21 protein-coding genes are annotated in these 21,467 nt (G+C 71.7%); 7 read left to right on the forward strand and 14 right to left on the reverse strand.

Going from position 1 to position 21,467, the window contains the following annotated elements; all coding sequences use genetic code 11:
• Positions 1-20: 20 nt before the first annotated feature.
• From ACZ3II_RS23965 to ACZ3II_RS24015, 11 genes are all read right to left on the reverse strand, one after another.
• Entirely contained in the window at positions 21-965 is a 945-nt protein-coding gene (locus tag ACZ3II_RS23965) for an aldo/keto reductase (RefSeq protein WP_465519947.1), read from the reverse strand.
• 142 nt (positions 966-1,107) lie between these two features.
• Entirely contained in the window at positions 1,108-1,308 is a 201-nt protein-coding gene (locus ACZ3II_RS23970) for a hypothetical protein (protein WP_465519948.1), read from the reverse strand.
• A gap of 51 nt (positions 1,309-1,359) precedes the next feature.
• Entirely contained in the window at positions 1,360-2,184 is an 825-nt protein-coding gene (locus ACZ3II_RS23975) for a class I SAM-dependent methyltransferase (RefSeq protein ID WP_465519949.1), read from the reverse strand.
• On the reverse strand, positions 2,181-3,497 hold the full coding sequence (locus ACZ3II_RS23980) for a GH1 family beta-glucosidase (protein WP_465519950.1): 1,317 nt from the start codon (positions 3,495-3,497) through the stop codon (positions 2,181-2,183). Before ACZ3II_RS23980 ends, ACZ3II_RS23975 begins: the two co-directional genes overlap by 4 nt.
• Positions 3,497-4,504 carry an ABC transporter ATP-binding protein gene (locus ACZ3II_RS23985; RefSeq protein ID WP_465519951.1) on the reverse strand — a complete coding sequence of 336 codons (1,008 nt, stop codon included), beginning with the start codon at positions 4,502-4,504 and terminating at the stop codon, positions 3,497-3,499. The genes ACZ3II_RS23980 and ACZ3II_RS23985 overlap by 1 nt, the downstream gene beginning before the upstream one ends.
• Positions 4,501-5,586, reverse strand: coding sequence for an ABC transporter permease (locus ACZ3II_RS23990; protein ID WP_465519952.1), 1,086 nt, complete (start codon positions 5,584-5,586; stop codon positions 4,501-4,503). The genes ACZ3II_RS23985 and ACZ3II_RS23990 overlap by 4 nt, the downstream gene beginning before the upstream one ends.
• 4 nt (positions 5,587-5,590) lie before the next feature.
• Positions 5,591-6,571 carry an ABC transporter permease gene (locus ACZ3II_RS23995; protein ID WP_465519953.1) on the reverse strand — a complete coding sequence of 327 codons (981 nt, stop codon included), beginning with the start codon at positions 6,569-6,571 and terminating at the stop codon, positions 5,591-5,593.
• Positions 6,568-7,638, reverse strand: coding sequence for an ABC transporter ATP-binding protein (locus ACZ3II_RS24000; RefSeq protein WP_465519954.1), 1,071 nt, complete (start codon positions 7,636-7,638; stop codon positions 6,568-6,570). The genes ACZ3II_RS23995 and ACZ3II_RS24000 overlap by 4 nt, the downstream gene beginning before the upstream one ends.
• A 61-nt stretch (positions 7,639-7,699) precedes the next feature.
• Positions 7,700-9,397 carry an ABC transporter substrate-binding protein gene (locus ACZ3II_RS24005; protein WP_465519955.1) on the reverse strand — a complete coding sequence of 566 codons (1,698 nt, stop codon included), beginning with the start codon at positions 9,395-9,397 and terminating at the stop codon, positions 7,700-7,702.
• 155 nt (positions 9,398-9,552) lie between these two features.
• Positions 9,553-10,563, reverse strand: a complete 1,011-nt coding sequence (locus tag ACZ3II_RS24010) for a LacI family DNA-binding transcriptional regulator (protein ID WP_465519956.1) — start codon at positions 10,561-10,563, stop codon at positions 9,553-9,555.
• A gap of 95 nt (positions 10,564-10,658) precedes the next feature.
• Positions 10,659-11,513 carry an NAD-dependent protein deacetylase gene (locus ACZ3II_RS24015; RefSeq protein WP_465519957.1) on the reverse strand — a complete coding sequence of 285 codons (855 nt, stop codon included), beginning with the start codon at positions 11,511-11,513 and terminating at the stop codon, positions 10,659-10,661.
• A gap of 105 nt (positions 11,514-11,618) precedes the next feature.
• On the opposite strand from ACZ3II_RS24015, the gene ACZ3II_RS24020 reads away from it, so the two are divergent.
• From ACZ3II_RS24020 to ACZ3II_RS24030, 3 genes are all read left to right on the forward strand, one after another.
• On the forward strand, positions 11,619-11,921 hold the full coding sequence (locus ACZ3II_RS24020) for a hypothetical protein (protein ID WP_465519958.1): 303 nt from the start codon (positions 11,619-11,621) through the stop codon (positions 11,919-11,921).
• Between the two features lie 46 nt (positions 11,922-11,967).
• Positions 11,968-12,672, forward strand: a complete 705-nt coding sequence (locus tag ACZ3II_RS24025) for a hypothetical protein (RefSeq protein ID WP_465519959.1) — start codon at positions 11,968-11,970, stop codon at positions 12,670-12,672.
• 98 nt (positions 12,673-12,770) lie between these two features.
• A complete protein-coding gene (locus tag ACZ3II_RS24030) occupies positions 12,771-13,826 on the forward strand; it encodes an App1 family protein (protein WP_465519960.1) in 1,056 nt (351 codons plus the stop codon).
• On the opposite strand, the gene ACZ3II_RS24035 is transcribed toward ACZ3II_RS24030, so the two are convergent.
• On the reverse strand, positions 13,823-13,996 hold the full coding sequence (locus tag ACZ3II_RS24035) for a hypothetical protein (RefSeq protein ID WP_465519961.1): 174 nt from the start codon (positions 13,994-13,996) through the stop codon (positions 13,823-13,825). The genes ACZ3II_RS24030 and ACZ3II_RS24035 overlap by 4 nt on opposite strands.
• 17 nt (positions 13,997-14,013) lie before the next feature.
• Here ACZ3II_RS24035 and ACZ3II_RS24040 point away from each other — a divergent pair, with 17 nt between their 5' ends.
• From ACZ3II_RS24040 to ACZ3II_RS24050, 3 genes are all read left to right on the forward strand, one after another.
• A complete protein-coding gene (locus ACZ3II_RS24040) occupies positions 14,014-14,664 on the forward strand; it encodes a hypothetical protein (RefSeq protein WP_465519962.1) in 651 nt (216 codons plus the stop codon).
• A 75-nt stretch (positions 14,665-14,739) separates the two neighbouring features.
• A complete protein-coding gene (locus ACZ3II_RS24045; RefSeq protein ID WP_465519963.1) occupies positions 14,740-17,487 on the forward strand; it encodes an ATP-binding protein in 2,748 nt (915 codons plus the stop codon).
• Positions 17,488-17,522: 35 nt separating this feature from the next.
• Entirely contained in the window at positions 17,523-18,050 is a 528-nt protein-coding gene (locus ACZ3II_RS24050) for a YceI family protein (RefSeq protein WP_465519964.1), read from the forward strand.
• Between the two features lie 67 nt (positions 18,051-18,117).
• Here ACZ3II_RS24050 and ACZ3II_RS24055 read toward each other — a convergent pair whose 3' ends face one another.
• A complete protein-coding gene (locus tag ACZ3II_RS24055) occupies positions 18,118-19,686 on the reverse strand; it encodes a DEAD/DEAH box helicase (protein ID WP_465519965.1) in 1,569 nt (522 codons plus the stop codon).
• Between the two features lie 195 nt (positions 19,687-19,881).
• On the opposite strand from ACZ3II_RS24055, the gene ACZ3II_RS24060 reads away from it, so the two are divergent.
• Positions 19,882-20,736 carry a sigma-70 family RNA polymerase sigma factor gene (locus ACZ3II_RS24060; RefSeq protein WP_465519966.1) on the forward strand — a complete coding sequence of 285 codons (855 nt, stop codon included), beginning with the start codon at positions 19,882-19,884 and terminating at the stop codon, positions 20,734-20,736.
• Positions 20,737-20,788: 52 nt separating this feature from the next.
• Here the strand turns inward: ACZ3II_RS24060 and ACZ3II_RS24065 are convergent, their stop codons facing one another.
• Positions 20,789-21,301 (reverse strand): hypothetical protein, encoded by a 513-nt coding sequence (locus ACZ3II_RS24065; protein ID WP_465519967.1) that lies wholly within the window; start codon positions 21,299-21,301, stop codon positions 20,789-20,791.
• Positions 21,302-21,467: the final 166 nt, after the last annotated feature.

Raw genomic sequence — 21,467 nt, forward strand, 5'->3', positions numbered from 1 at the left:
GCTTCGCGCCCGGCGGGCTGTCAGAGGGTGGAGATGGCCTGGAGTTCGGTGAGGGAGAGCGGGCCGCGGGCCTCGGCGGTCAGGCATTCGGCCAGCTCGGTGCGGTTCTTGACGCCCAGGATGACGGTGGAGACGCCGGGGGTGGAGAGGGCGTAGCGGTGCGCCAGGGAAGCGGGGGTCTCGCCGAGTTCGGCGGCGAGTTTGCGGAACGGCTCGGCGCGGGCGAAGTCGACGGCCGCGGGATGTGTGGGCGGGACGTCGCGGTCGAGAGAGCTGGTCAGGGAGCCGGCGGCGACGACGCGGATGGCGCTGACCGGGACGTTCGCGGTGACGGCGGCGCGCAGGACCGCGGCGTTGCCGGGGGTCTCGTCGTCGAGGGTCCACAGGTCGCCGGTCTGGTCCAGGGCGTTCACGACGACCTGGGCGGCGTCGGGGCGTGGCGCGTCCCGGAAGGCGTCCAGCAGCGGGGCGGTCGCACCGACGGCGGTGATCCCCCAGGCGCGGATCAGGCCCTCGGCGCGGAGGGCCTCGAAGGTGGGGACGATCTCGTCGCGGTAGCCGTCGGGGGAGACGCTGTCACGCTGGGCCGACCCGGCCCGGCGGATCTGCGTGTGCAGGACGAACAGGTCCAGGTGGGCGCGGTTCAAGCGGGTCAGGCTGGCCTGCAGGCTGCGGCGGATGCGGGCGGCGAAGTCACGTACGCCGTCCTCCGGGAGCTGGACCTTGCTCGTGATCATGACGTCGCTGCGGGTGCCGCGGAAGGCGTCGGCCACGGCGACCTCCGACTCGAAGCCGGTGCCGTAGCTGGGCGCCAGGTCCAGCATCGTGATGCCGGCGTCGAGTGCGGCGTGGACGGTCGCGATCGCCTCCCGGCGGTCGGTGCTGCCCCACACGCCGCCGATCCCGCCGCCACCGAGAGTCAGCGCGCTGATCTGTCCGAGCCGGCCGAAGTCACGCAGTTCCATGATGGTCCTCCCTCGTCGCGTGCCGTTCACCGCCGACGGTAGGACCTGGAGCGCGCTCCAGATCAAGCGCGGAAAAGGCGTCCGGCTGGTGCTGAGGGCTGTCTCGAGTGGGCTGAGACAGCCCTCAGCACCAGCCGGATCTTTACTTGCTGGGCTCCGGGATGTCGCACTTGACCTTCGGGTTGACGCCCATCCAGTTCAGCGGTCCGGCGACGGTCGTGACGAGGACCGTGCCGGCTTCCGCGCAGCTGGCGTCGCCGGAGTCCTTGAAGTAGCCGCGCTCGTAAGCGGCGATGACGCCGAGCACGAGCCAGAGGACGATGATGACCGCACCGATACGCATGAGAGCCTCCAAACCGGGGATAGGCGGCAGGTACCCCGGCGGAGGCGATCACTAAACAGGCTTGCGGGCCTGGAGCGTGTACGTGTGCGGCAGCCGCTCCGGCCGTTCGGCGAGCTGCCACTCCCCGTTGCCGAGGTCGCGCATCCGGCCGGGCAGCGCGTCCCACGGCACGCTCTGATGTTCCTCGAGCCCCACCAGAACGAGCCCGGCGCCGAGGACCGCGGTGACGATCTCGCCGATGCCGTGGTTCCATTCGTGGGTGACGGTGTGCCGGAACTCGTGGTCGGTGTCCACGTAGGTGCCCGGCTCGTCGTAGATCTGCGGTTCGGTCTGCTCGAAGTACGGCTCGGCGAGGGCGATCACCCCGTCGGTCCGGTCGTAGTCGAGCGCCCACAGCACCGGATGCCCTTCCCGGATGAACAGGCGCCCGCCGGGCGCGAGCAGCGACGCCACGGTCCGCGCCCACCGGTCGACGTCGGGCAGCCAGCAGAGCGCCCCGATCCCGGTGTAGACCAGGTCGAACTCCCCGTCCAGGGCGTCCCGGGCCGAGTAGACGTCGCTCTGCACGAAGTCGATCCCGGCGCCGGCGGCTGAGGCGATCTTGCGGGCCTCGGCCAGGGAGGCGCCGGAGAAGTCCAGGCCGGTCATGGTCGCGCCGAGCCGGGCGAGGGAGACGGTGTCGGTGCCGATGTGGCATTGCAGGTGCACGCCGCGCAGCCCGGCGATGTCGCCGAGCCGCGGGCGGTCGAAGCTGACGACGTGGCTTAGATGGGCCGGGTCGTCGGCGAACAGGGCAGCCCGGTAACCGGGCGACTCGGCGTGCGGCTTGGCCCGCTCGTCCCAGCTCGCCCGGTTCACATCGAGATAGTCGGTCATGGAGCGGACGTTATGCGATCGGCGAACCACAGCGCACTGCGTTTAGGCGTACGCCGCAAGGTTTGATAATCGACGCGGACCAGGCCGAAGCGCTTCCCGTAACCCTCCGCCCACTCGAAGTTGTCCATCAGGGACCAGGCGAAATAGCCGCGGACGTCGGCGCCCTGGGCCCGCGCGGCACCGACGGCGTCGATGTGGGCGGCCAGGTACGCCGTCCGCTCGGTGTCCTCCACGAAACCGCCGGCGTCCGGACGGTCCTCGAAGACCGCCCCGTTCTCGGTGACGACCAGCGGGAACCCGTAGTCCCGGTGCAGGCGCAGCAGCAGCGTGGTGAACCGGTCCGGGGTGATCGGCCAGCCGAGGTCGGTCTGCGGCACGTCCGGTTTGATCTCCCGGACCACCGGGCGGCCGGACGCGTCCACGGTGTTGCCGTCGAGGTCGCGGCCGGCGAAGTCCTGCCCGAAGTAGAAGTTCACCCCGAGCATGTCGATCGGCGCCGAGATGATCTCCATGTCGCCGGGGACCACCGGCAGCTCGTACCCGCGGGCCGCGAGATCCTCGACCACGTCGGCCGGGTAGCGACCGTGCTTGATCGGGTCCAGGAAGATCCGGGCCACGTTGCCGTCGGCCCGCCACGCCGCCGCGACGTCGAGCGGGTCGTCCGAGGCAGGGGTGGCGGTGCCGATGTTGAGCGGGACGCACACGTTGTTGTCCGGCGTCTTGACCAGCCGGGCGGCCAGGCCGTGCGCCAGCAGCAGGTGGTGGGTGGCGGCGACGGCGGCGCCGGTGTCCCGCCGGCCGGGCGCGAAGACGCCGTACTCGTAGCCGAGGTAGGCCACGCACCACGGCTCGTTGACGGTGCCCCAGTTGCGGACCCGGTCCCGCAGGCGGTCGAAGACGATCGCGGAGTAGTCGGCGAACCGGTACGCGGTGTCCCGTACGGTCCACCCGCCGGCGTCCTCCAGCTCCTGCGGCAGATCCCAGTGGTAGAGCGTCAGCCACGGCTCGATCCCGGCGCCGAGCAGCTCGTCCACCAGCCGGTCGTAGAAGGCGAGCCCGGCCGGGTTCCCCTTGCCGCGCCCGTTCGGCTGCACCCGCGTCCACGAGGTCGAGAACCGGTACGCGTTCACGCCCAGCTCCTTGATCAGCCGGACGTCCTCGGGCATCCGGTGGTAGTGGTCGCAGGCCACGTCCCCGGTCTCGCCGACGACCTCCCGGCTGAAGGTGTCCCAGATCGACGGGGTCCGCCCGTCCTCGCCGGCCGCGCCCTCGATCTGATAGGCCGAGGTGGCCACGCCCCAGGTGAAGTCCATCAGCCCACCGGCTCCTCGGCCGGGTGCAGCCAGCACGCCACCGAGCGGGTCGCGCCGTCCGGGCGCCCGGGCCGGCCCAGCACCGGGATGTTGCCGCCGCACGGGTCGAACGCCTTCGGGCACCGCGGGTGGAACGAGCACCCGGCCGGCATGCCTTTCAGGTCGGGCGGTGAGCCGGGGATGCCGGCCAGCTCACGGCGCGGCCCGCGCAGGGCGGGGAAGGACCCCAGCAACCCTTTGGAGTACGGGTGGAGCGCGTCCCGGTAGATCGAGGCGGCGGGCGCCTCCTCCACGATCCGGCCCCCGTACATGATGGCGATCCGGTTGGAGAACTCCACCAGCAGCGACAGGTCGTGGGTGATGAAGATGACCGAGAAGCCGAGCCGTTCCCGCAGCTCGATGAGCTGGCCGAGGATCTGCCGCTGCATCACCACGTCGAGTGCGGTGGTCGGCTCGTCCATGATGACCACCTGCGGCTGCAGGATCAGCGCCATGCCGATCATGACGCGCTGGCGCATGCCGCCGGAGAGCTGGTGCGGGTACGCGTCCATCCGGTCCGGGGAGATGCCGACCAGTTTCAGCATCTCCCGGGCCCGGGCAAGCCGGCTGCTCTCGCTCATCGCCGGCTCGTGGGCCTCGAGGACGTCGGTGAGCTGGGTGGAGATCTTGTGCACCGGGTTGAGCGAGTTCATCGCGCCCTGGAAGACGATCGCGGTCTCCGCCCACCGGAACTTGCGGAGCCGATCGTCGGACAGTTCCAGCACGTCGTACGCGGGGCCCTGCTCGGGGTGGTAGATCACCCGGCCGCCGGTGATCACGCCGGGCGGGGCGAGCAGGCGGGTCATCCCGTACGCCAGGGTGGATTTGCCGGAGCCGCTCTCCCCGGCCAGGCCGAGCACCTCACCCCGGTGCAGGGTCAGGTTGACGTCGCGGACCGCGCGGACCGACTGGTCGCCGAGCCCGTACGCGACGTTGAGATTGCGGAGCTCCAGGACCGGTGCGGTCATGAGTGGGCTTCCTTCCGGATGACCGGGGTGGCGCCGTTCGGGTCGACGAGCGGGATCGGCGACGCGTGGGTGTGCGGCTCGGGGGAGTTGCTGAGCACCGGGGTGAAACCGATGCGCATCCGGACCGTACGCCCCGACGTGGTCTTGATCTTGGTCTTGCCGGCGCTGCGCAGGCGGGGGCTGACGAACTCGTCGATCGCGAAGTTGATCAGTGAGAGGGCGGTGCCGAGGATCGCGATGGCCAGGCCCGCCGGGACGAACCACCACCAGGCCGACCGGGCCAGCGCCTGCTGTCCCTGCGCCCAGAACAGGATGGTGCCCCAGTTCCAGGTGTTGCTGGAGGTGATGCCGATGAACGCCAGGGTGATCTCGGAGAGCACCGCGAAGATGACGGTGCCGACGAAGCCGGAGGCGATCACCGCGGTCAGGTTCGGCAGCAGTTCGAAGAGCACGATCCGGCCGCTGCGCTCGCCGCTGGCCTTGGCGGCCTCGACGTAGTCGCGCCGGCGCAGCGACAGGGTCTGCGCGCGCAGCACCCGCGCGTTCCACGACCACGAGGTGAAGCCGATGACCAGGGCGACCACCCATTCGCCGGCGTTCTCCAGGATCGAGGTGACGATGATGATCAGCGGGAGGGCCGGGATCACCAGGAAGACGTTGGTGAGCACCGACAGCGCCTCGTCGGTCTTGCCTCCGGCGTAGCCCGAGGTCACGCCGATGAGCACCGACAGCGTGGTGGCCACGATGCCGGCCATGAACCCGACCAGGATCACGCTGCGGGTGCCGACCAGCAGCTGGCTCCACACGTCCTGGCCCAGGTGGGTGGTGCCCATCCAGTGCTCGGCGGACGGCGGCTGCATCAGGTCGTCGCCACGGGCGCCCGGGTCGAACGGCGCTATCCACGGGCCGATCACGGCCAGCAGCAGATACACGGCGAGGATGATCAGGCCGGCCGCCGCCTTGCGGTTGCTCAGGAACCGGAACCGCTGCCGCCTCGCCTTGGCTCGCTTGCCGCTCTCCGGCTGCGCCATCGAACCCTGGACCGGGATGACCTGCTCGATGCTCGAGGTGGGAATCGTCATGAGCTCAGCCCTCCTTGCGGGTGCGCGGGTCGAGGATCAGGTACGCCACGTCCGCCAGCAGGTTCGCCACCAGCACCGAGACGGTGATGATCAGGAAGATGCCCTGCATCAGCGGATAGTCGTTGGCGCCGAGCGCCTGGAAGAGCTGGAAACCGATGCCCGGGTACGAGAAGACGATCTCCACGAGGAAGGTGCCGCCGACGATGAACCCGAGCGACAGCGCGAACCCGGAGACGTTGGGCAGCAGCGCATTGCGGGCCGCGTAACTCACCGCCACCCGGCGCTCCGGCAGGCCCTTGGCGTGCGCGACGGTGATGTAGTCCTCGCTGGCGACGGTCACCATCATGTTGCGCATGCTCAGGATCCAGCCGCTGACCGAGGAGATCAGGATGGTCAGCGCGGGCAGCAGGCTGTGCTGGAGGGCGCTCGGGATGAAGTACATGTCCCAGGCCGGGACCAGGCCCACCTCGGCGCCGCCGCCCGACGGGAAGAAGCTGTCCGGGCCGGTGAACAGATAGATCGCGATGATGCCGAGCCAGAAGTACGGCACCGACGACAGGAACGTGGTGACCGGCAGCAGCCCGTCGGTCCACGAGCCGCGCCGCCAGCCGGCCAGCACACCCAGGCCGGTGCCGATCGCGAAGCTGAGGATGGTGGTGACGCCGACCAGCACCAGCGTCCACCCGATGCTGTCGGCCAGCACCTCGGACACCGGAGTCGGGAAGAACGCGAAGGACAGGCCGAGGTCACCGCTGAACAGCTGTTTCCAGTAGTCGACGTAGTCCGACCACAGGCTGCCGTCCTTGTCCAGGCCGAACAGCACGTACAGCGACTCGATCGCTTGCGAGCTGAGCTGACCCTGGTATTTGGTGATCAGCGCCTGCACCGGGTCGCCCGGGATCATGCGGGGGATGAAGAAGTTCAGGGTGATCGCGGCCCAGGCGGTGAACACGTAGAACCCTAGGCGCTGAAGGAAGAACTTCACGACGCCACCTTCTTCACCCCGGTGTCGCTGGTGTCGTAGAGCCAGCAGGCCGCCCAGTGACCCGGCCGGTCACCGATCTCCAGGGGGACCGGGAGGTCGGTGCTGCAGCGGGGCATCGCCACCGGGCAGCGCGGGTGGAACCGGCAGCCGGACGGCGGGTGGATCAGGCTCGGCGGCTCGCCGTCGCCACGGTCCTCCTCCAGCGCGTCCGCGCCGGCGGCCAGGCGGTCCGGGTCGGGCGCCGAATCGATCAGGAGCCGGGTGTACGGGTGTGCCGGCGACTGGGTGACGGTCTCGCTGTCGCCGCCCTCGACCATCCGCCCGGCGTACATCACCAGGGTCTGATCGGCGAAGTAGCGGGCCGAGGCGATGTCATGGGTGATGTAGAGGATCGCCAGGTCCAGGCGTTCCTTCAGGTCGCGCAGCAGGTTCAGGATGCCCAGACGGATCGACACGTCGAGCATGGACACCGGCTCGTCGGCGAGCAGGGCCTCGGGCTGGGCGCCGAGCGCGCGGGCGATCGCCACCCGCTGCCGCTGCCCGCCGGACAGCTCGTGCGGGAACTTGTCCAGGTAGCGCTCCGCCGGGGTGAGATGCACCCGGCCGAGTAGTTCGTGCAGGGCGTTCTCGAGGTCCTCGGCGGTCTTCCCGGCATGGCCGTGGATCTTCAGGGACCGGGTCAGGTGATACCGGATGGTGTGCACCGGGTTCAGCGACGCGAACGGGTCCTGGAAGATCATCTGTACGCGGGCGCAATACCGGCGGAAGGCCGCGCCGGACTTCACCGCGCTGGACTCGCCGTGCAGGCGGATGTCCCCGCCGGTGCGGGGATAGAGCTGGGCGAGCAGGCGGGCGACCGTGGACTTGCCGGAGCCGGACTCGCCGACCAGGGCGGTCACCTGGCCGCGGCGCAGCGTCAGGTGCACGTCGTCCACGGCGTGGACCGCGTCGTGCCGTTTCGAGAACAGGTCGCGCAGGCGCCGGCGGACCGGGAAGTGCTTGGTCAGGCCGATCGCCTCAAGCACCACCTCGCCGGCCGGCGCCTTCGCGTCGGGTGTCGACGTCATGGAAGTTCCTTCGTGCGGGGAGGGGGTGGGCGCCCCGGGACGGCCGGGGCGCCCACCACGGTCAGGAACCGGCGGGCTTGAGGTTCAGGACCACCATCAGGGCGCCGGCCTGGGTGGGCTGGCCGGGAGCGTACGAGTCCTCGGCGGTGGGCCAGCCGACCCACTTCTTGGTGCTGTACGCGGCGCCCACGTTGTCCGCGCCGATCGGCAGCATCGGGGCCTGCTCCACGAAGGTCTTCTGCAGCGTGGCCAGCGCGGTCTTGCGGGCCGCGTCGTCGGTCGCGTTCGAGTACGCCTTCAGCGCGGCGGTCGCCTCCGGGCTCTGGAAGCGCCCGAAGTTGCCCTGCTGGGCGGCGGTGCCGATCGGCTTGTAGAGGTCGCCGTCCATCGCCGTCTGGTAGATGTCGAACGGCGTCGAGCCACCGTTGGTCCACCGCATCGTGGCGTCGAAGTCGCCCTTCTGCACGTTGGTGTCCCAGACGTTCTGGTTCGGCTTCTCCACCGTCGCCGCGATGCCGATCTTGGCGAAGTTGTCCTTGATGATCTCCAGCGTGGTCTGGTAGTCCGACCACGGCGCCGGGGCGGTCAGCTTGATGGTGACCGGCTTGCCGGCCTTGTCCTTCAGGACGTCGCCCTCGAGCTTGTAACCCGCCCCGGTCAGCAGGGTCTTCGCGCCCTCGACGTCGACCGAGAACGTCTTGCCCTTGTACTCGTCGGCGATGTACGGGTCACCCGCGCCGTCCGGCAGACCGGTGACGCTCTTGATCTCCGGGTGGAAGTAGCCCGCCTCGGCCTGCTTGAAGATGTCGGTGCGGTTGATGACCATGTTCATGGCCTGCCGCAGCTTCGGGTCGTCGAACGGCTTCCGGGTGGTGTTGATGTACAGGCCGTGGATGCCCAGCACGCCCGGCGCCGTGACCTTGTGGTTGGCCGGGTCCTTGGCGATGAAGGTCTGCTCGTAGTCCGGGATGAAGACGAAGCTCCACTCGGCCTGGCCGCTGGCCAGCGCGGTCAGCGTGGTGTCGTTGCCGGAGTACGAGGTGTACCGCAGCTCCTTGACCTTCGGCAGCTCCTGCCAGTACCCGCTGTCCCGGGCCTCCAGCACGATGCCGGTCTGCGCCCACGTCTTGAGCTTGTACGGGCCACTGCCGACCGGCGTCTTGATGGTGTCGGTCGCCGGGTCGGCGATCGTCGACCAGATGTGCTTCGGCACGATCGGGGTCTGCCCGATCAGCTTGTGGTGCGTGGTGAACTGGGACGACTTGAAGGTCATCTTGACCTTGTTGCCCTCCGCGGTGATCTGGTCGTACGGGATGGCGTAGATGTTGAGCGCGCCGTCCTTGCTGTCCCGGATCAGGGTGTGCGTGAACACCACGTCCTCGGCGGTCAGCGGCTTGCCGTCGGACCAGGTCGCGCCGTCGCGGATGGTCAGGTCCACGGTCTTCCAGTCGGCCGACCACTTGATCTCGCTGGCCAGCCACGGCTTCAGCGGCTGGTCCGGCTTGGTGTTGTTCCACTGGCCGAGCGTCTCGTAGATCATCCAGCGGTAACCGAGGTTCGTCGCCGAGGACGAGCCGATGAACGGGTTGTTGTTCTCGGTCTGGGTGCTGTTCGGCATGCCGATCGACAGGAAGCCGGAGGCCGCGCCGTTCGCCGCGTTCTGCTTGTTCGCCGCGTTGGGCGATTCGCTGCACGCGGCCAGGCTGCCGCCGGCGAGCACGCCCGCCACGGCGAGCGCGAGAAGATTTCGTCGCTGCATCGGAAAGAACTCCTAAGGAAGTGATCACTGAGAGGGCGTGCGGCATCGCGCGGCCGGATGCCATCCGGTCGCGGGCGCCATGGATCCCCGGCCGTCGCGGCCGGTCTGGGGTGCTGCTAGAGCTCAGCGTGTTGAGTTCGGCCGCCTATGGCGCCCTAACTCCACACGCCGGTGGAATCGCGGACGGTGAAGGTCGCCGGGATGATCGTCGGCCGGTTGGGCAGCGGGGTGCCCTCGAAGTGCGCGAGGAGGGTACGGGCCGCGGCCTCGCCCATCTCCCGCATGGGCTGATGGACCGTGGTCAGCGGCGGCTGGGTGTGTGCCGCCATCGGTATGTCGTCGAACCCGACGACCGCGACGTCCTCCGGGATACGCCGGCCGGACGCCTGCAGCGCCTGCATCGCGCCCGCCGCGGAGATGTCGTTGTGGCAGAAGACCGCGTCGAACTCGATGCCGTCGCTGATCGCCCGCGCGACCGCCTCCGCGCCGCACCCGAAGGTGAAGTCGCCGAGCAGGACCCGCTCGTCGGCCACCGGGTGGCCGGCCTCGGCGTAGACCGCGGCGAACCCGTCCCGGCGCTGCTGGGTGCAGCCGAACTGGGCCGGGCCGGTGATCATGAGCGGCTGGTGGCGCCCGATCCCCAGCAGGTGCCGGGCGGCCGCGCCGGCGCCGGTGTGATTGGTGGTGCCCACGCTCGGGATCTGCTGGCCGGACATCTGGTCCCGGTCGTCGATCAGGACCATCGGCAGGCCCCGCGCGTGCAGAGCGGCGATGTAGTCGAGGGTGCCCTCCGGCTCGATCACCAGCAGGCCGTCGAACGACTTCGCCGCCACCTGCGCGGCGAACTGGCGCATCGAGTCCTGGCCGCGGTTGCAGGTGAACAGCAGGAGCCCGTACTCCTCGGCCTCCAGCACGTCGACCGCGCCCTGCACCACCTCGCCCATCCACGGCCAGGTGAGCGAGGGGACCAGCATGGCGACCACCCGCGTCCGCCCACGGGCCAGGTTGACCGCCCGGGCACTGGGCACGTAGCCGAGCTCGTCGATGACCGCGCGGACCCGCGCGGCGGTCGACTCGTCCAGCTCACCCTTGCCGTTGAGAACCCGGGACACGGTGGTCTTGCTGACTTTCGCCCGGGCCGCCACGTCGGCGATGGTGATGGGCACGGGTACTCCTCGTTGTTACCAAAGGTGTTGCCTCGGCGTTTCGGAACCGGTTTCGGTACCGGTTCCGGCAGTCAACCCCAGTGAGGGTCATCACGTCAATGCGTGCCCGGTTCCGGAACCGGAACCGGCCTGGCGAGGTGCGGCAGGACGACACCGAGCGGGGCGTCGACGACCAGGCCGGCGTACGGTTCGCCACGGGTCACGCCCCGGTTCACGATGGCCACCCGGATCCCGTCCCGCGCCGCCCGCAACACGAACCGGCGGCCCGACATGACGGTCAGCGACGACCCCAGGACCAGAAGCGTCCGGGCGGCCGCCACCAGCGCGAACGCGCGCGACACCCGGTCCGGCGGCACGGTCTCGCCGAAATAGACCACGTCCGGCTTCAGCATCCCGCCGCAGGACGGGCAGTCCACCACGGTGAACCCGGCCACCTCGGCATCGTCCAGCTCCACGTCCCCGTCCGGGTTGACCAGCGTCGCCACCGCCGCGAACCCCGGGTTGGCCGCCGTCAGCCGCTCCTCCAGCTCCGCGCGCCCGGAGAGCGCCCCACAGCCGAGACAGGCCACCCGGGCCAGGCTGCCGTGCAGCTCGATCACGTCCCGCGCGCCTGCCGCCTGGTGCAGGCCGTCCACGTTCTGCGTGATCACCCCGGCCAGCAGGCCCTGCTCCTGCAGCCGGGCCACCGCCCGGTGACCGTCGTTGGGGCGGGCCGCGCCGATCGTGCGCCAGCCGAGATGACTGCGCGCCCAGTACCGCTGCCGGGCCACCGGGTCGCCGGTGAAGGTCTGATAGGTCATCGGCTGGGTGCGGCGGGCCGAACCCGACGGGCCCCGGTAATCCGGGATCCCGGAGTCGGTCGACAGGCCCGCGCCGCTGAGCACGGCGACGCCACCCTCGGCGACCCACTCGTCCAGCCGCGCGACCTGCTCCACCACCTGAAGGTCCATGAACACATCGTCCCTCGCCCGGGTGACCGGCGGAGAACCACGTACGGGTGGCGCGGCCGCGTTCGTCCGGTGCGAGGCGTGGGGCGTACGAGTACGTTGAGAAACGTGATCGCGGTCGCGCAGCCGGTAACCCGCCCCTGGGACGGGCAGCGGTTTCGGCGTTTCCTGACCGTGCTGGCGCTCCTCGCGCTGGCCTTCACCCTGCGCCTGCCCACCCCGGCCGAACCCGTTACGGTGTCGCCCGTCACAGCGGTGGCCGCTGTCGTCCTTGTTGAGACGCCCGCAGCCGACTCCGTGCCGGCGGAACCCGAGCGGTTGTCGTCGGTCCCCGCTTTCATCCAGGCGGAGAACCTTCCCACCGGCGAGACCCCGCGCACCGACGGCTCCCGGGCGCCCCCGGTCCGCTGAGGTTCCACCTCGGCCGACCGTAGATCCACTTTTTTGGGGGTGCTCCATGGAATCCGCTCTTCAGACCTTCCTCGGCGCGGTGCCGCAGGCCACCGCGATCTGGCTGACCATCCTGCTGATCTTCGCCGTCGCGGTGGCCGCCGCCGCCGTGCCCAAGGGCATCACGACGGCGCCCGCCGGGCCCGCCGAGGAGAACCGGTTCGCGGCCGAGCTGGAAGCCGCCGCGGACGAGGCCGCCGACGCCGCCGAACGGCGCCGTGCCGAGTGGGTCACCGCGCAGGAGGCGGTCGACATCGCCTGGGCCGCGTACGAGGAGGCCTCCGAGACCGCCCGCCGAATCTCCGCGGCCACCGCGTTCCCGCTGATGAGCCGCCGCCGCAAATTGGGCGAGAACGCCGACCGGCAGCGCTACCTGCACCGCGTCGCCTCCGAGCTGTGCCGCTCGCAGAACCTGTCGATCGCCCAGCTCAACGACGTGTTCGCACACCGCGGCTGGAACCCGCGGCTGCACCCGGTCCAGCAGGAGGCGGTGCTGCACAGCGCGGTCCGCGAGCACCGGTTCGCGGCGTACCGGACGGCGTTCGAGCGTGAGCAGGCCGCCTGGCGGGGCGCCGAGGCGGCCGCCGAGACCCTGCGGGCACTGCGTGCCGAGGCCGCCGCCGCCCGGCTCCGCGGCCCGGCCGCCGAACCCGCCGATCAGCAGTGGTGGGCCGACCAGTGGGCGCCGGCCGAACTGCCCGCCGCCGCGTGACGTCCACCTCGGAGCCGCCCACCGTTCTCAGCGAACCCTGACGACCGCCCGGTAACCTGGCTCCCGGGCCACGGCGGTTCTCTTGTGCCAGGGAGGCGATGGTGACGGTTTCTCCAGCTGGATCAGCACCGGTGGTCCGGGTCCACCGGGCCGCCCTGATCGAGGACGCCGTGCACGAGATCGTCGAGCGGCGTCTGCGCGGTCGCGGCTGGAAGCCGTACATCACCGCCTACACCGGTTACGGCGCTCCCGGCTGGGCCCGGGTGATGGGCCGGGTGCTGCTCGCGCCGCCCCGCCCGATCCGCCGGAAACGGGAGAAGATCCGCGGCTGGCGCAGCTTCACCACCACCCCGGTGAGCAGCGCCCTGGTCCGCGTCGAGCTCGGCGGCACCGTCACCGAGGCCCGCACCGACCGCAGCGGCTACCTCGACGTCCTGGTCAAGGGCGATCTCGACCCCGGCTGGGGCTGCGCCCGGCTCTCCACCGAGGGCACCACCCCGGTCGAGGCCCCGATCCGGGTGATCGACCCGTCGGTGAAGTTCGGGGTGATCTCCGACATCGACGACACGGTGATGGTCACCACTCTGCCCCGGCCGCTGCTCGCCGCGTGGAACACGTTCGTCCTCGACGAGCACGCCCGCGCCGCCGTCCCCGGCATGGCGGTCCTCTACGAGCGGCTGGTCCACGCCAACCCCGGCACCCCGGTGGTCTACCTCTCCACCGGCGCGTGGAACGTCGCGCCCGCCCTGACCCGGTTCCTCAGCCGGCACCTCTACCCGGCCGGCCCGATCCTGCTCACCGACTGGGGTCCCACCCCGGACCGCTGGTTCCGCAGTGGCCAGGAACACAAGCGCAAATCGCTGCGCCGCCTCGCCGCCGAGTTCCCGGACGTGAAATGGCTGCTCATCGGCGACGACGGCCAGCACGACCAGGAGATCTACTCCGAGTTCGCCCGGGAGCACCCGGACAACGTGGCAGCCGTGGCGATCCGCCGGCTCTCCCCGGCCCAGGCCGTCCTGGCCGGCGCCATCCCCGGCCCGTCGGAGACCGCCGAGGTCGTGCCGTCCGGCGGCAAGACCTGGTTCTCGGCCCCCGACGGCGCCGGTCTCTGGTCGCTTCTGCGCGACACCGACCTGGTGACCAAAAAGGACTAGGCTTTGTCCGGCTCCGGGCGGGTGGCCGACTCGGCCGCCCGCTCGTGCAACCGGCTCCGGATCTCCTCCGGAGTGTAGGCACGCCGCTTACGCTCCGCCCGGGCTACCACCGCCCCGGTCGCCGCCACGCCCGCCAGCCCCGCCAGTCCCGCTATCTTCCACCACCGCATGAGCTGAGAATAGACACGTGGGAGCAGAACTCAGCCTCGACGAGGCCATCGACCTGACCCGAACCGGTGACATCTGGATCTTCCGGGGCCGCTCCGGCCCGGACCGTGCCATCCAGACCCTCACCAACAGCCCCGTGAACCACGTCGGCATGTCGCTCGTCATCGAGGACATGCCCCCGCTGATGTGGCACGCCGAGCTCGGGAAATCACTTCCGGACATGTGGTCCGGCAGTTTCCAGCGCGGCGTCCAGTTGCACGACCTGCGCGACGCGGTCACCGTCTGGGCCCGGCGCTACGGCCAGCGCGGCTGGCTGCGGCAGCTCGACCCCGGCGTCACCCGCGCCATGGAGGACAAGGCGCTCAAGACGGTGGCCCGCCTGGACGGCACCCCGTTCCCCTCGACGTCCCAGCTGGCCTTCCGGTGGGCCCGGGGCCGGGTCCCGCAGATCCGGCTGCCGTGGAGCAAGGGCGAGGTCAGCGACGCGACGCTGGAGAAGGCGTACTGCGCCGAGGTCGTCGCGGTGACGTACGAGGACATGGGCCTGCTGCCGCGCGGCCGCAAGGCCCACTGGTACGACCCGGGCCGCTTCTGGAGCGGCGACGAGCTGGAGCTCTGCCCGGGCTACCGCCTCGGCGAGGAGATCGCGGTCAACGTCCCGGAAGCCTGACGGTCTCCCTTCCGACTGCGGAAAGACCCTCCCGGGTACGTCCGCCGGGCACCCCGGTGACGGCAGGATGAGGTGATGAGCGCTCGGCTGGTCGGCAGGGTGACCGAGGTGGTCGCCCTGGACCGGCTGCGCGCCGCCGCGACCGCCGGCACCGGGGCGGTGGCGCTGATCACCGGCGAGGCGGGCATCGGCAAGACGTCGGTCGTCGAGGAGTTCGCGAGCCGGGCGGCCGGCACCGGCGCGACGGTGCTGACCGGCCGGGCCGACCCGGACGAGGGCGCGCCCGCCTTCTGGCCCTGGCTCGGCCCGCTCGACGGAACCGTCCCCGGCCTCACCGCGGACCTGCTGGCCACCACCGGCGACGACCCGGCCTCCGCACGGTTCCGGGCGGTGCACGCTGCCGTACGGGCGCTGCGGGCGGCCGCCACCGCCGTCCCCGGTGGGCTGATCCTGATCCTCGAGGACCTGCACTGGGCCGACCCGGCCTCGCTCACCCTGCTCACCACCCTGTCCCGGGTGGTGACCGGGATGCCGCTGCTGGTCGTCGCCACCGCCCGCGAACTCGACACCGACCTGCCGGGCGCCGAGATACTCGCGCTGCGCCCCTGGGACCAGGCGACCGTCGCCACCTACCTGGAACAGCGGTCCGGCGGGCCGGTGCACTCCTCGTGGCCGCCGCTGGTGCACCGGCTCGGTGGGGGCAACCCGCTCTACACCCGGGAACTCACGCGGCTGGTGGCCGTACCCGGAAAGCTCCGCCGGCCCGCCACCGGCCTGGACCTGCCGGACGGCCTGCTGCGTCTCGCGGGCCGCCGCACCGCGGCGCTCACCCCCGCCTGCCGCGACCTGCTCGGCCTCGCCGCCGCCCTCGGCCCCGACGTCGACGTCGTCCTCCTCACCCACCTGACCACCGGATCCCCCGCTGCCGGCGGTGTGGAGCCGCTGCTCGGTGAGGCGATCGCGGCCGGTGTGCTCGCCGAGGACCCGTGGGCGCCGGCCCGGCTGCGCTTCGCCCACGAGCTGCTGCGGGAAGCCTGTTACGCCCGCCTGACCCGGGCCGAGCGGATCACCGCCCACCGCCGCATCGCGGGCGCCCTGGAGGAGCCGGCGGCCGGGGCACACGCCGCCGAGATCGCCCGGCACCGGGTACGGGCCGTGGTCGACGGTGAATCCCGGCATGCCGCCCGGTCCGCCTGCGAAGCGGCCGCCCGCGAGGCCGTCCGGCGGCACGACCACCACGCCGCGGCCACCTGGCTCGGCCAGGCCCTCGACCTCTTCCCGGCCGATCCGTGGCTGCGGCTGGCCCGCGCCGGAGCCGCCTGCCGCGACGGCCGGCTCACCCTCGCCGTGGCCGACTGTGCCACCGTCCTGGACGTCGCCGAGGCCGAGCACCGCCCCGGCCTGGCCCGCGCGGCGGCCCTGGTGGTCCGGGGCTACGGCGGCCAGGCCGCCCACGCCGCCCTCCCGCTCTGCGAGCGCGCCCTGAAGTTCGGCGACGAGCCGGACGGAGACGCGGAAGCGGCGGCGGTCGAGCACGCCGAACTGCTGGCGCACTGCGCGTTCCTGCTGGTGGAGACCGGGGACCAGGCGCGTGCCGAACCGCTCAGCCGGCAGGCGATGACACTGGCTGAACGCACCGGCAGCCCGGTCGCGATGGCCGCCGCCGTCCACGCCCGGCACGAGACCCTCGACCCGTTCCTGGCCACCGAGGAGGTCCTCGACCTGGCCCGGCGCAGCCGTGACCTGGCCGTCGTCTCCGGCCGGGCGGACGCCGAGCTGTGGGGCCGGCTCTGGCGGCTCGACGGGCTGCTCATCGTCGGGGACCTGCACCGGTACGACGCCGAGATCACCGGCCTGGCCGCGCTCACCGACCGGATCGGCTGGCCGGTCGCCCGCTGGCACCTGCTCCGGGCCAAGGCGGTCCGCCTGCTGCTGGCCGGCCGGCTCCCGGCGGCCGGGACGACCGCCGGTGAGGCGCTCGCGGTGGCCGGGACGTTCGAGGAACAACCGGCCCGGGAGCTGCACTCGGCCTTCATGGGCTGCCTCACGTACTTCACCGGCGAACTCCCGCCCTGGCCCGAGGACCTGAACGAGGCGATCGCCCGGTTCGGTCACGAGCCGATCGCCGCCGCCAACATCGGCCGGATCGCGATGCTCGCCGGGGACCGCGCGGCCGCCGCCGAGTGCGCCCGGAACCTGCGCGGCATGCTGCCCGGTCTGCGGCCCGACAGCCGCTACCTGTTCGTGGTGCTGAGCACCGCCGAGGTCGCGGCCTGGCTCGGCGACCTGGACCTGGCCGCGGCCGCCTATCCGCTCGCCCGCCCGCACGCCGGCCGGTACCTCAACACCATGACGGCCTGCTGGGGCGCGATCGCCCGTGGGCTCGGCGAGGTCGCCGCGGCCCTCGGCGACCGCGATGCCGCGGACCGCCACTTCACCGACGCGATCACCATGGAGGAACGGCTGGGCGCCGCGCCTTTCGCTTCGCTCGCTTTCCTGGCGTACGCCCGGAGCCTGCGCACCTCCGACGCCCGCCGGTCCCGTGTCCTGGCCGGGCAGGCGCTGGACATCGCCCGGCGTCTCGACCTGCCCGCGATCGCCGCCGAGGCGGCCGCGCTGGCCCGCGACGACCTGACCGCCCGGGAACGGGAGATCGCCACCCTGGCCGCCGAGGGCCTCGCCAACCGGGTGATCGCCGCACGGCTGCACATCTCGGAACGGACTGTGGAGACCCACGTCCGCAACACCCTCGCCAAGCTCGGCGTGCTGAACCGCACCCAGCTGGCGGCACATCTGCGTGGCGGATCCCAGTACCGGCACTGAGGCCCATCGGCCCGCACCGGCCCAGCCTGAGAACCATGACGACGACGAACCTGAGCACCGGCCTCGCCACCGGCACCTACCACCTCGACCCGCACCGATCGATCTGCCGGCTCACCGTGGCACACCTCTTCGGGTGGAGACCGGTGACCGCCACGATGGCGCTGATCGGCGGCACGATCACGATCGCCGGGTCGCCGGACCGCTCGATCGCCTCCGCCGAACTCGACGCGACCACCTTCACCAGCGACGACCCGCGCCGGGACCGGGACATCCGCGGCCCCCGGTTCCTGGACACCGCCGCCCACCCGGAGATCGGCTTCCGCAGCACCGGCCTGCGGCTCACCCCGGAAGGCTGGCGCCTGTCCGGCGTGCTCGCCGTGCGCGGCGGATCGTGCGAGGTCACCCTGGACCTGGTGACGGCCCGGCCGGAGAACGACGGCTGCCGTTTCGTCGCGACCTGCACCGTCGACCGCTTCGCGGCCGGCGTCACGGCGGGCCGCCTGGTGATCGCCCGCCCCGCCCGCATCGAACTCGACCTGCACGCGGTCCCCGCCCGCCACTGACCAACCCCCGGCTGGTCGTCAGTGCTGTCTCAAGCCCCGCGAGACAGCACTGACGACCAGCTGGGGTTCAGCGGGTGGAGCGGCGGCCGCCGGACCGGGCCGAGAACGCCGCCGCGCCGCCGCCCGTCGACGTGCTGGTGCCGGTCGCGGTGTTGCGCTGCTGCGGCGTACCGGAGCGGGGGTTGGAAGAAGCCGCGCCCCGGGACTGCCCGGAGGCGCCGCGGCCCGAACCGCCACCGGACTGCCCCGCGCCGTCCGTCCCGCGGCCGCCCCGGCGCGCCCCGGTGCCGGCAGCGGCAGAGCCGGCGGCAGCGGTGGAGCCGGCCGCGGAGGCGGCGCCGGTGCCGCGGCCACGACCGCGGCGGGAGCGACGGGACCGGCCGCCGGTGCCGCCGTCGGCCGGGGACTCCGGGGAGGCCGGCCGGGAGGACGCCGCCGGGCGGGTGGCGGGCGCCGGGGGAGCGGGCGCCACGAACGTGCGCTCGCCGGGAGCGAGCTGGCTGAGCAGCGCGTCGCCGGGCCGGGTGCGGGTGGTGACCGGGCGGATGCCGGCCTTGCGGGCCAGATCGCGTACGTCGGCCTGCTGCTCGTCGGTCATCAGGGTGATGACCGTGCCGCGGGCGCCGGCCCGGGCGGTGCGGCCGGACCGGTGCAGGTACGCCTTGTGCTCCACCGGTGGGTCGGCGTGGATGACCAGCGTCACGTCGTCGACGTGGATGCCGCGGGCGGCGATGTCGGTGGCGACGAGAGTGCCCGCGGTGCCGTCGGAGAACGCCGACAGGTTGCGGTTGCGGGCGTTCTGCGCGAGGTTGCCGTGCAGTTCGACGGCGGGCACCCCGGCCGTGTTGAGCTGCCGGGTCAGCACCTTGGCGCGCCGCTTCGTCCGGGTGAACACCACCGACCGGCCGGGCGCCGACAGCAGCTCGACGAGGATGCCGAGCCGATCGTCCTCGCGGACGTGCAGCACGTGGTGGTCCATCTCGACCGGCGCCTGCGCGGCCGAGTCGACGTGGTGGGTGACCGGCTTGCGCATGAACTTCTGCACCAGCACGTCGACCCCGTTGTCCAGGGTGGCCGAGAACAGCAGCCGCTGCCCGCCGACCGGGGTCTGCGACATCAGCCGCCGCACCACCGGCAGGAAGCCGAGGTCGGCCATGTGGTCGGCCTCGTCGAGCACGGTGATCTCGACGGCGTCCAGCGAGGCGTGCCCGCTGCGGATGTGGTCGTCGAGCCGGCCGGGGCAGGCCACCAGCACGTCGACGCCCGCTTTCAGGGCCTTGATCTGCGGGTTCGGCCCGACGCCGCCGAACACCACGAGGGTGCGCAGCCCGGCCGCGTCGGCCAGCGGCCGCAGGGTCGCCTCGATCTGCGTGGCCAGCTCGCGGGTCGGCGCCAGGATCAGCGCGCGCGGGCGGCTGGGCTGGGCCTTGCGCTTCGACGCGAGGAGGCGCGCCACTAGCGGGATCACGAACGCGTACGTCTTGCCGGAACCGGTTCGCCCCCGTCCCAGGACGTCGCGCCCGGCGAGCGAGTCGGGCAGCGTGGCCGCCTGGATGGGGAACGGGGCGGTGATCCCGAGCCCGGTGAGTGCCGTGGTGAGGACGGCGGGCACGCCGAGCTCGGTGAAGGTCGTCATGAAGGTGGGAACTCCCGATTGATTGAGGTCGGCCGGCCCGGCGGTGACGCGCGGCGGCCGATTCGATCATTTTAGCCGGGAACACTCCGCTACCGGCCTGCACCCGAAGGTGAACCGCACCGCACTCAGCGCCCCGGATCTTTCTCCTCAGCGCCGGGACACCCCACCCGGCCCGGTACCTGAGGAGACCCCCTGATGAGCGGTGAAGCACCTTTCACCGAGCGGCGTGGCGAGGACATCGTCCGGGCGAACATGCCGCTCGTCGGGCACCTGGTCCGCGAGATGCTGGCCCGGGTTCCCTCACACGTGAACCGCGACGACCTGCTGTCCGCCGGGTACGCCGCGCTGGTGGCGGCGGCCCGCGGCTTCGACCCGGAGCGCGGTGTGCCGTTCCCCCGGTTCGCCGCGGCCCGGGTGCGTGGCGCCCTGCTGGACGAGCTGCGCGGCCTGGACTGGGCGAGCCGGTCGGTACGGCAGCGGGCGCGGCGTACCGATTCGGCCCGTGAGGAGCTGATGGCCGAGCTGGGCCGCACGCCGACCGTGCAGGAGGTGGCGGAGAAGCTCGGCTGTTCGGTCGAGGACATCGAGAACAGCGCCGACGACGTGCACCGCGCGACCGTCTTCAGCCTGCAGGGCTTCGCGACGGCGACGGCCGACGACATCGTCACCGAGCCGGGCGCCGGCCCGGAGGAGATGTTGCTGCTCCGGGAGCGGTTCGGTTACCTGCGGCACGCCGTGGACGCGCTGCCGGAGCGGCTGCGCGCGGTGGTGCAGGGTTACTTCTTCGACGAGCGGCCGATGGTGCAGATCGCCGCCGACCTGGGCGTCAGTGAGTCGCGGGTGTCCCAGTTGCGGGCCGAGGCGCTGGTCCTGCTCCGGGACGGGCTGAACACCCACCTGGACCCGTCCATGGCGGCGCAGAACCCGCCGAAGGAGGGCTGTGTGGCCCGGCGCCGGGCCGCGTACTACGACAAGATCGCCAGCCGCGGCACCCTGCGGACCCGGCTGGAGATGACCGGCCCGGACGGCATGCCGGTGGTGGCCGCCTAGACATCCGCAGGTGGTGAAGGGCCCGCCGCGGTTCGCGGCGGGCCCTTCAAAATCACGCATTCGCGCAGGTGCCGGCCTTCTTCTGGGCGGCGATCGCCTTGGCGGCGCCCATCTTGTAGAGGGCGAGGCCCTCCTTGGCCGGCTCCAGCTTCCAGGCGTCGCCTTCATAGACCATGGTGTACGACTGGGCCGCGACCAGCTGCTTCGCGATCACCACGGCCCTGTCGGTGCCTTCCATCCGGGCGCTGGTGAGCTGGATCGCCAGGCCCTTGCGGGAGCAGGCGGTGTTCAGCTTGACGTAGTCGTCCTTGCTGATCGCCTGCTTGCCGGCCGAGGTGTACATCTCCCACGCGCCGGCGAAGTCCCCGCCGCTGAACCTGTCGAACACCGTCTGGGCGGCCTGCTTGGCGCCGTCCAGGGTCTTCTGCTCGGGGCCTCCGGCGGCCGCGGCGGCGTTGCCGGCCGGGTCCGCGCTCTCCTCGGAGCAGGCGCCCGCGAAGGCGAGGGTGGCGGCAGCGGCAAGGGTCAGTGCGGTCAGACGGCGAATCGGGTGGCGTGTGTCCATGTCCCGGTTAATGAGCCGCGGCGGCCGGGCGTAACGGCCCCGGCGTGTCGAGACGGCTTCCGGACACTTGTGCCCGCGGCCGTAACCCGTCGCCGCTGGGCTATTCTGGTCGTTTGCCGAATGCTTTCGGGCAAACAAAAAAGCAGCCATATAAATGGCTGCAGAA

It is taken from the genome of Actinoplanes sp. NPDC019969, from assembly GCF_055562375.1.

What these genes read in the sequence shown, in the direction of transcription:
- ACZ3II_RS24030 (WP_465519960.1), top strand. Translation starts at nt 12,771, where the DNA reads ATGGTGACGGTTTCTCCAGCTGGATCAGCACCGGTGGTCCGGGTCCAC.
- ACZ3II_RS24035 (WP_465519961.1), bottom strand. Translation starts at nt 13,996, where the DNA reads ATGCGGTGGTGGAAGATAGCGGGACTGGCGGGGCTGGCGGGCGTGGCG.
- ACZ3II_RS24000 (WP_465519954.1), bottom strand. Translation starts at nt 7,638, where the DNA reads ATGACGTCGACACCCGACGCGAAGGCGCCGGCCGGCGAGGTGGTGCTT.
- ACZ3II_RS24055 (WP_465519965.1), bottom strand. Translation starts at nt 19,686, where the DNA reads ATGACGACCTTCACCGAGCTCGGCGTGCCCGCCGTCCTCACCACGGCA.
- ACZ3II_RS24025 (WP_465519959.1), top strand. Translation starts at nt 11,968, where the DNA reads ATGGAATCCGCTCTTCAGACCTTCCTCGGCGCGGTGCCGCAGGCCACC.
- ACZ3II_RS23970 (WP_465519948.1), bottom strand. Translation starts at nt 1,308, where the DNA reads ATGCGTATCGGTGCGGTCATCATCGTCCTCTGGCTCGTGCTCGGCGTC.
- ACZ3II_RS23985 (WP_465519951.1), bottom strand. Translation starts at nt 4,504, where the DNA reads ATGACCGCACCGGTCCTGGAGCTCCGCAATCTCAACGTCGCGTACGGG.
- ACZ3II_RS24060 (WP_465519966.1), top strand. Translation starts at nt 19,882, where the DNA reads ATGAGCGGTGAAGCACCTTTCACCGAGCGGCGTGGCGAGGACATCGTC.
- ACZ3II_RS23990 (WP_465519952.1), bottom strand. Translation starts at nt 5,586, where the DNA reads ATGACGATTCCCACCTCGAGCATCGAGCAGGTCATCCCGGTCCAGGGT.
- ACZ3II_RS23965 (WP_465519947.1), bottom strand. Translation starts at nt 965, where the DNA reads ATGGAACTGCGTGACTTCGGCCGGCTCGGACAGATCAGCGCGCTGACT.
- ACZ3II_RS24045 (WP_465519963.1), top strand. Translation starts at nt 14,740, where the DNA reads ATGAGCGCTCGGCTGGTCGGCAGGGTGACCGAGGTGGTCGCCCTGGAC.
- ACZ3II_RS24050 (WP_465519964.1), top strand. Translation starts at nt 17,523, where the DNA reads ATGACGACGACGAACCTGAGCACCGGCCTCGCCACCGGCACCTACCAC.
- ACZ3II_RS23975 (WP_465519949.1), bottom strand. Translation starts at nt 2,184, where the DNA reads ATGACCGACTATCTCGATGTGAACCGGGCGAGCTGGGACGAGCGGGCC.
- ACZ3II_RS24065 (WP_465519967.1), bottom strand. Translation starts at nt 21,301, where the DNA reads ATGGACACACGCCACCCGATTCGCCGTCTGACCGCACTGACCCTTGCC.
- ACZ3II_RS23980 (WP_465519950.1), bottom strand. Translation starts at nt 3,497, where the DNA reads ATGGACTTCACCTGGGGCGTGGCCACCTCGGCCTATCAGATCGAGGGC.
- ACZ3II_RS24005 (WP_465519955.1), bottom strand. Translation starts at nt 9,397, where the DNA reads ATGCAGCGACGAAATCTTCTCGCGCTCGCCGTGGCGGGCGTGCTCGCC.
- ACZ3II_RS24015 (WP_465519957.1), bottom strand. Translation starts at nt 11,513, where the DNA reads ATGGACCTTCAGGTGGTGGAGCAGGTCGCGCGGCTGGACGAGTGGGTC.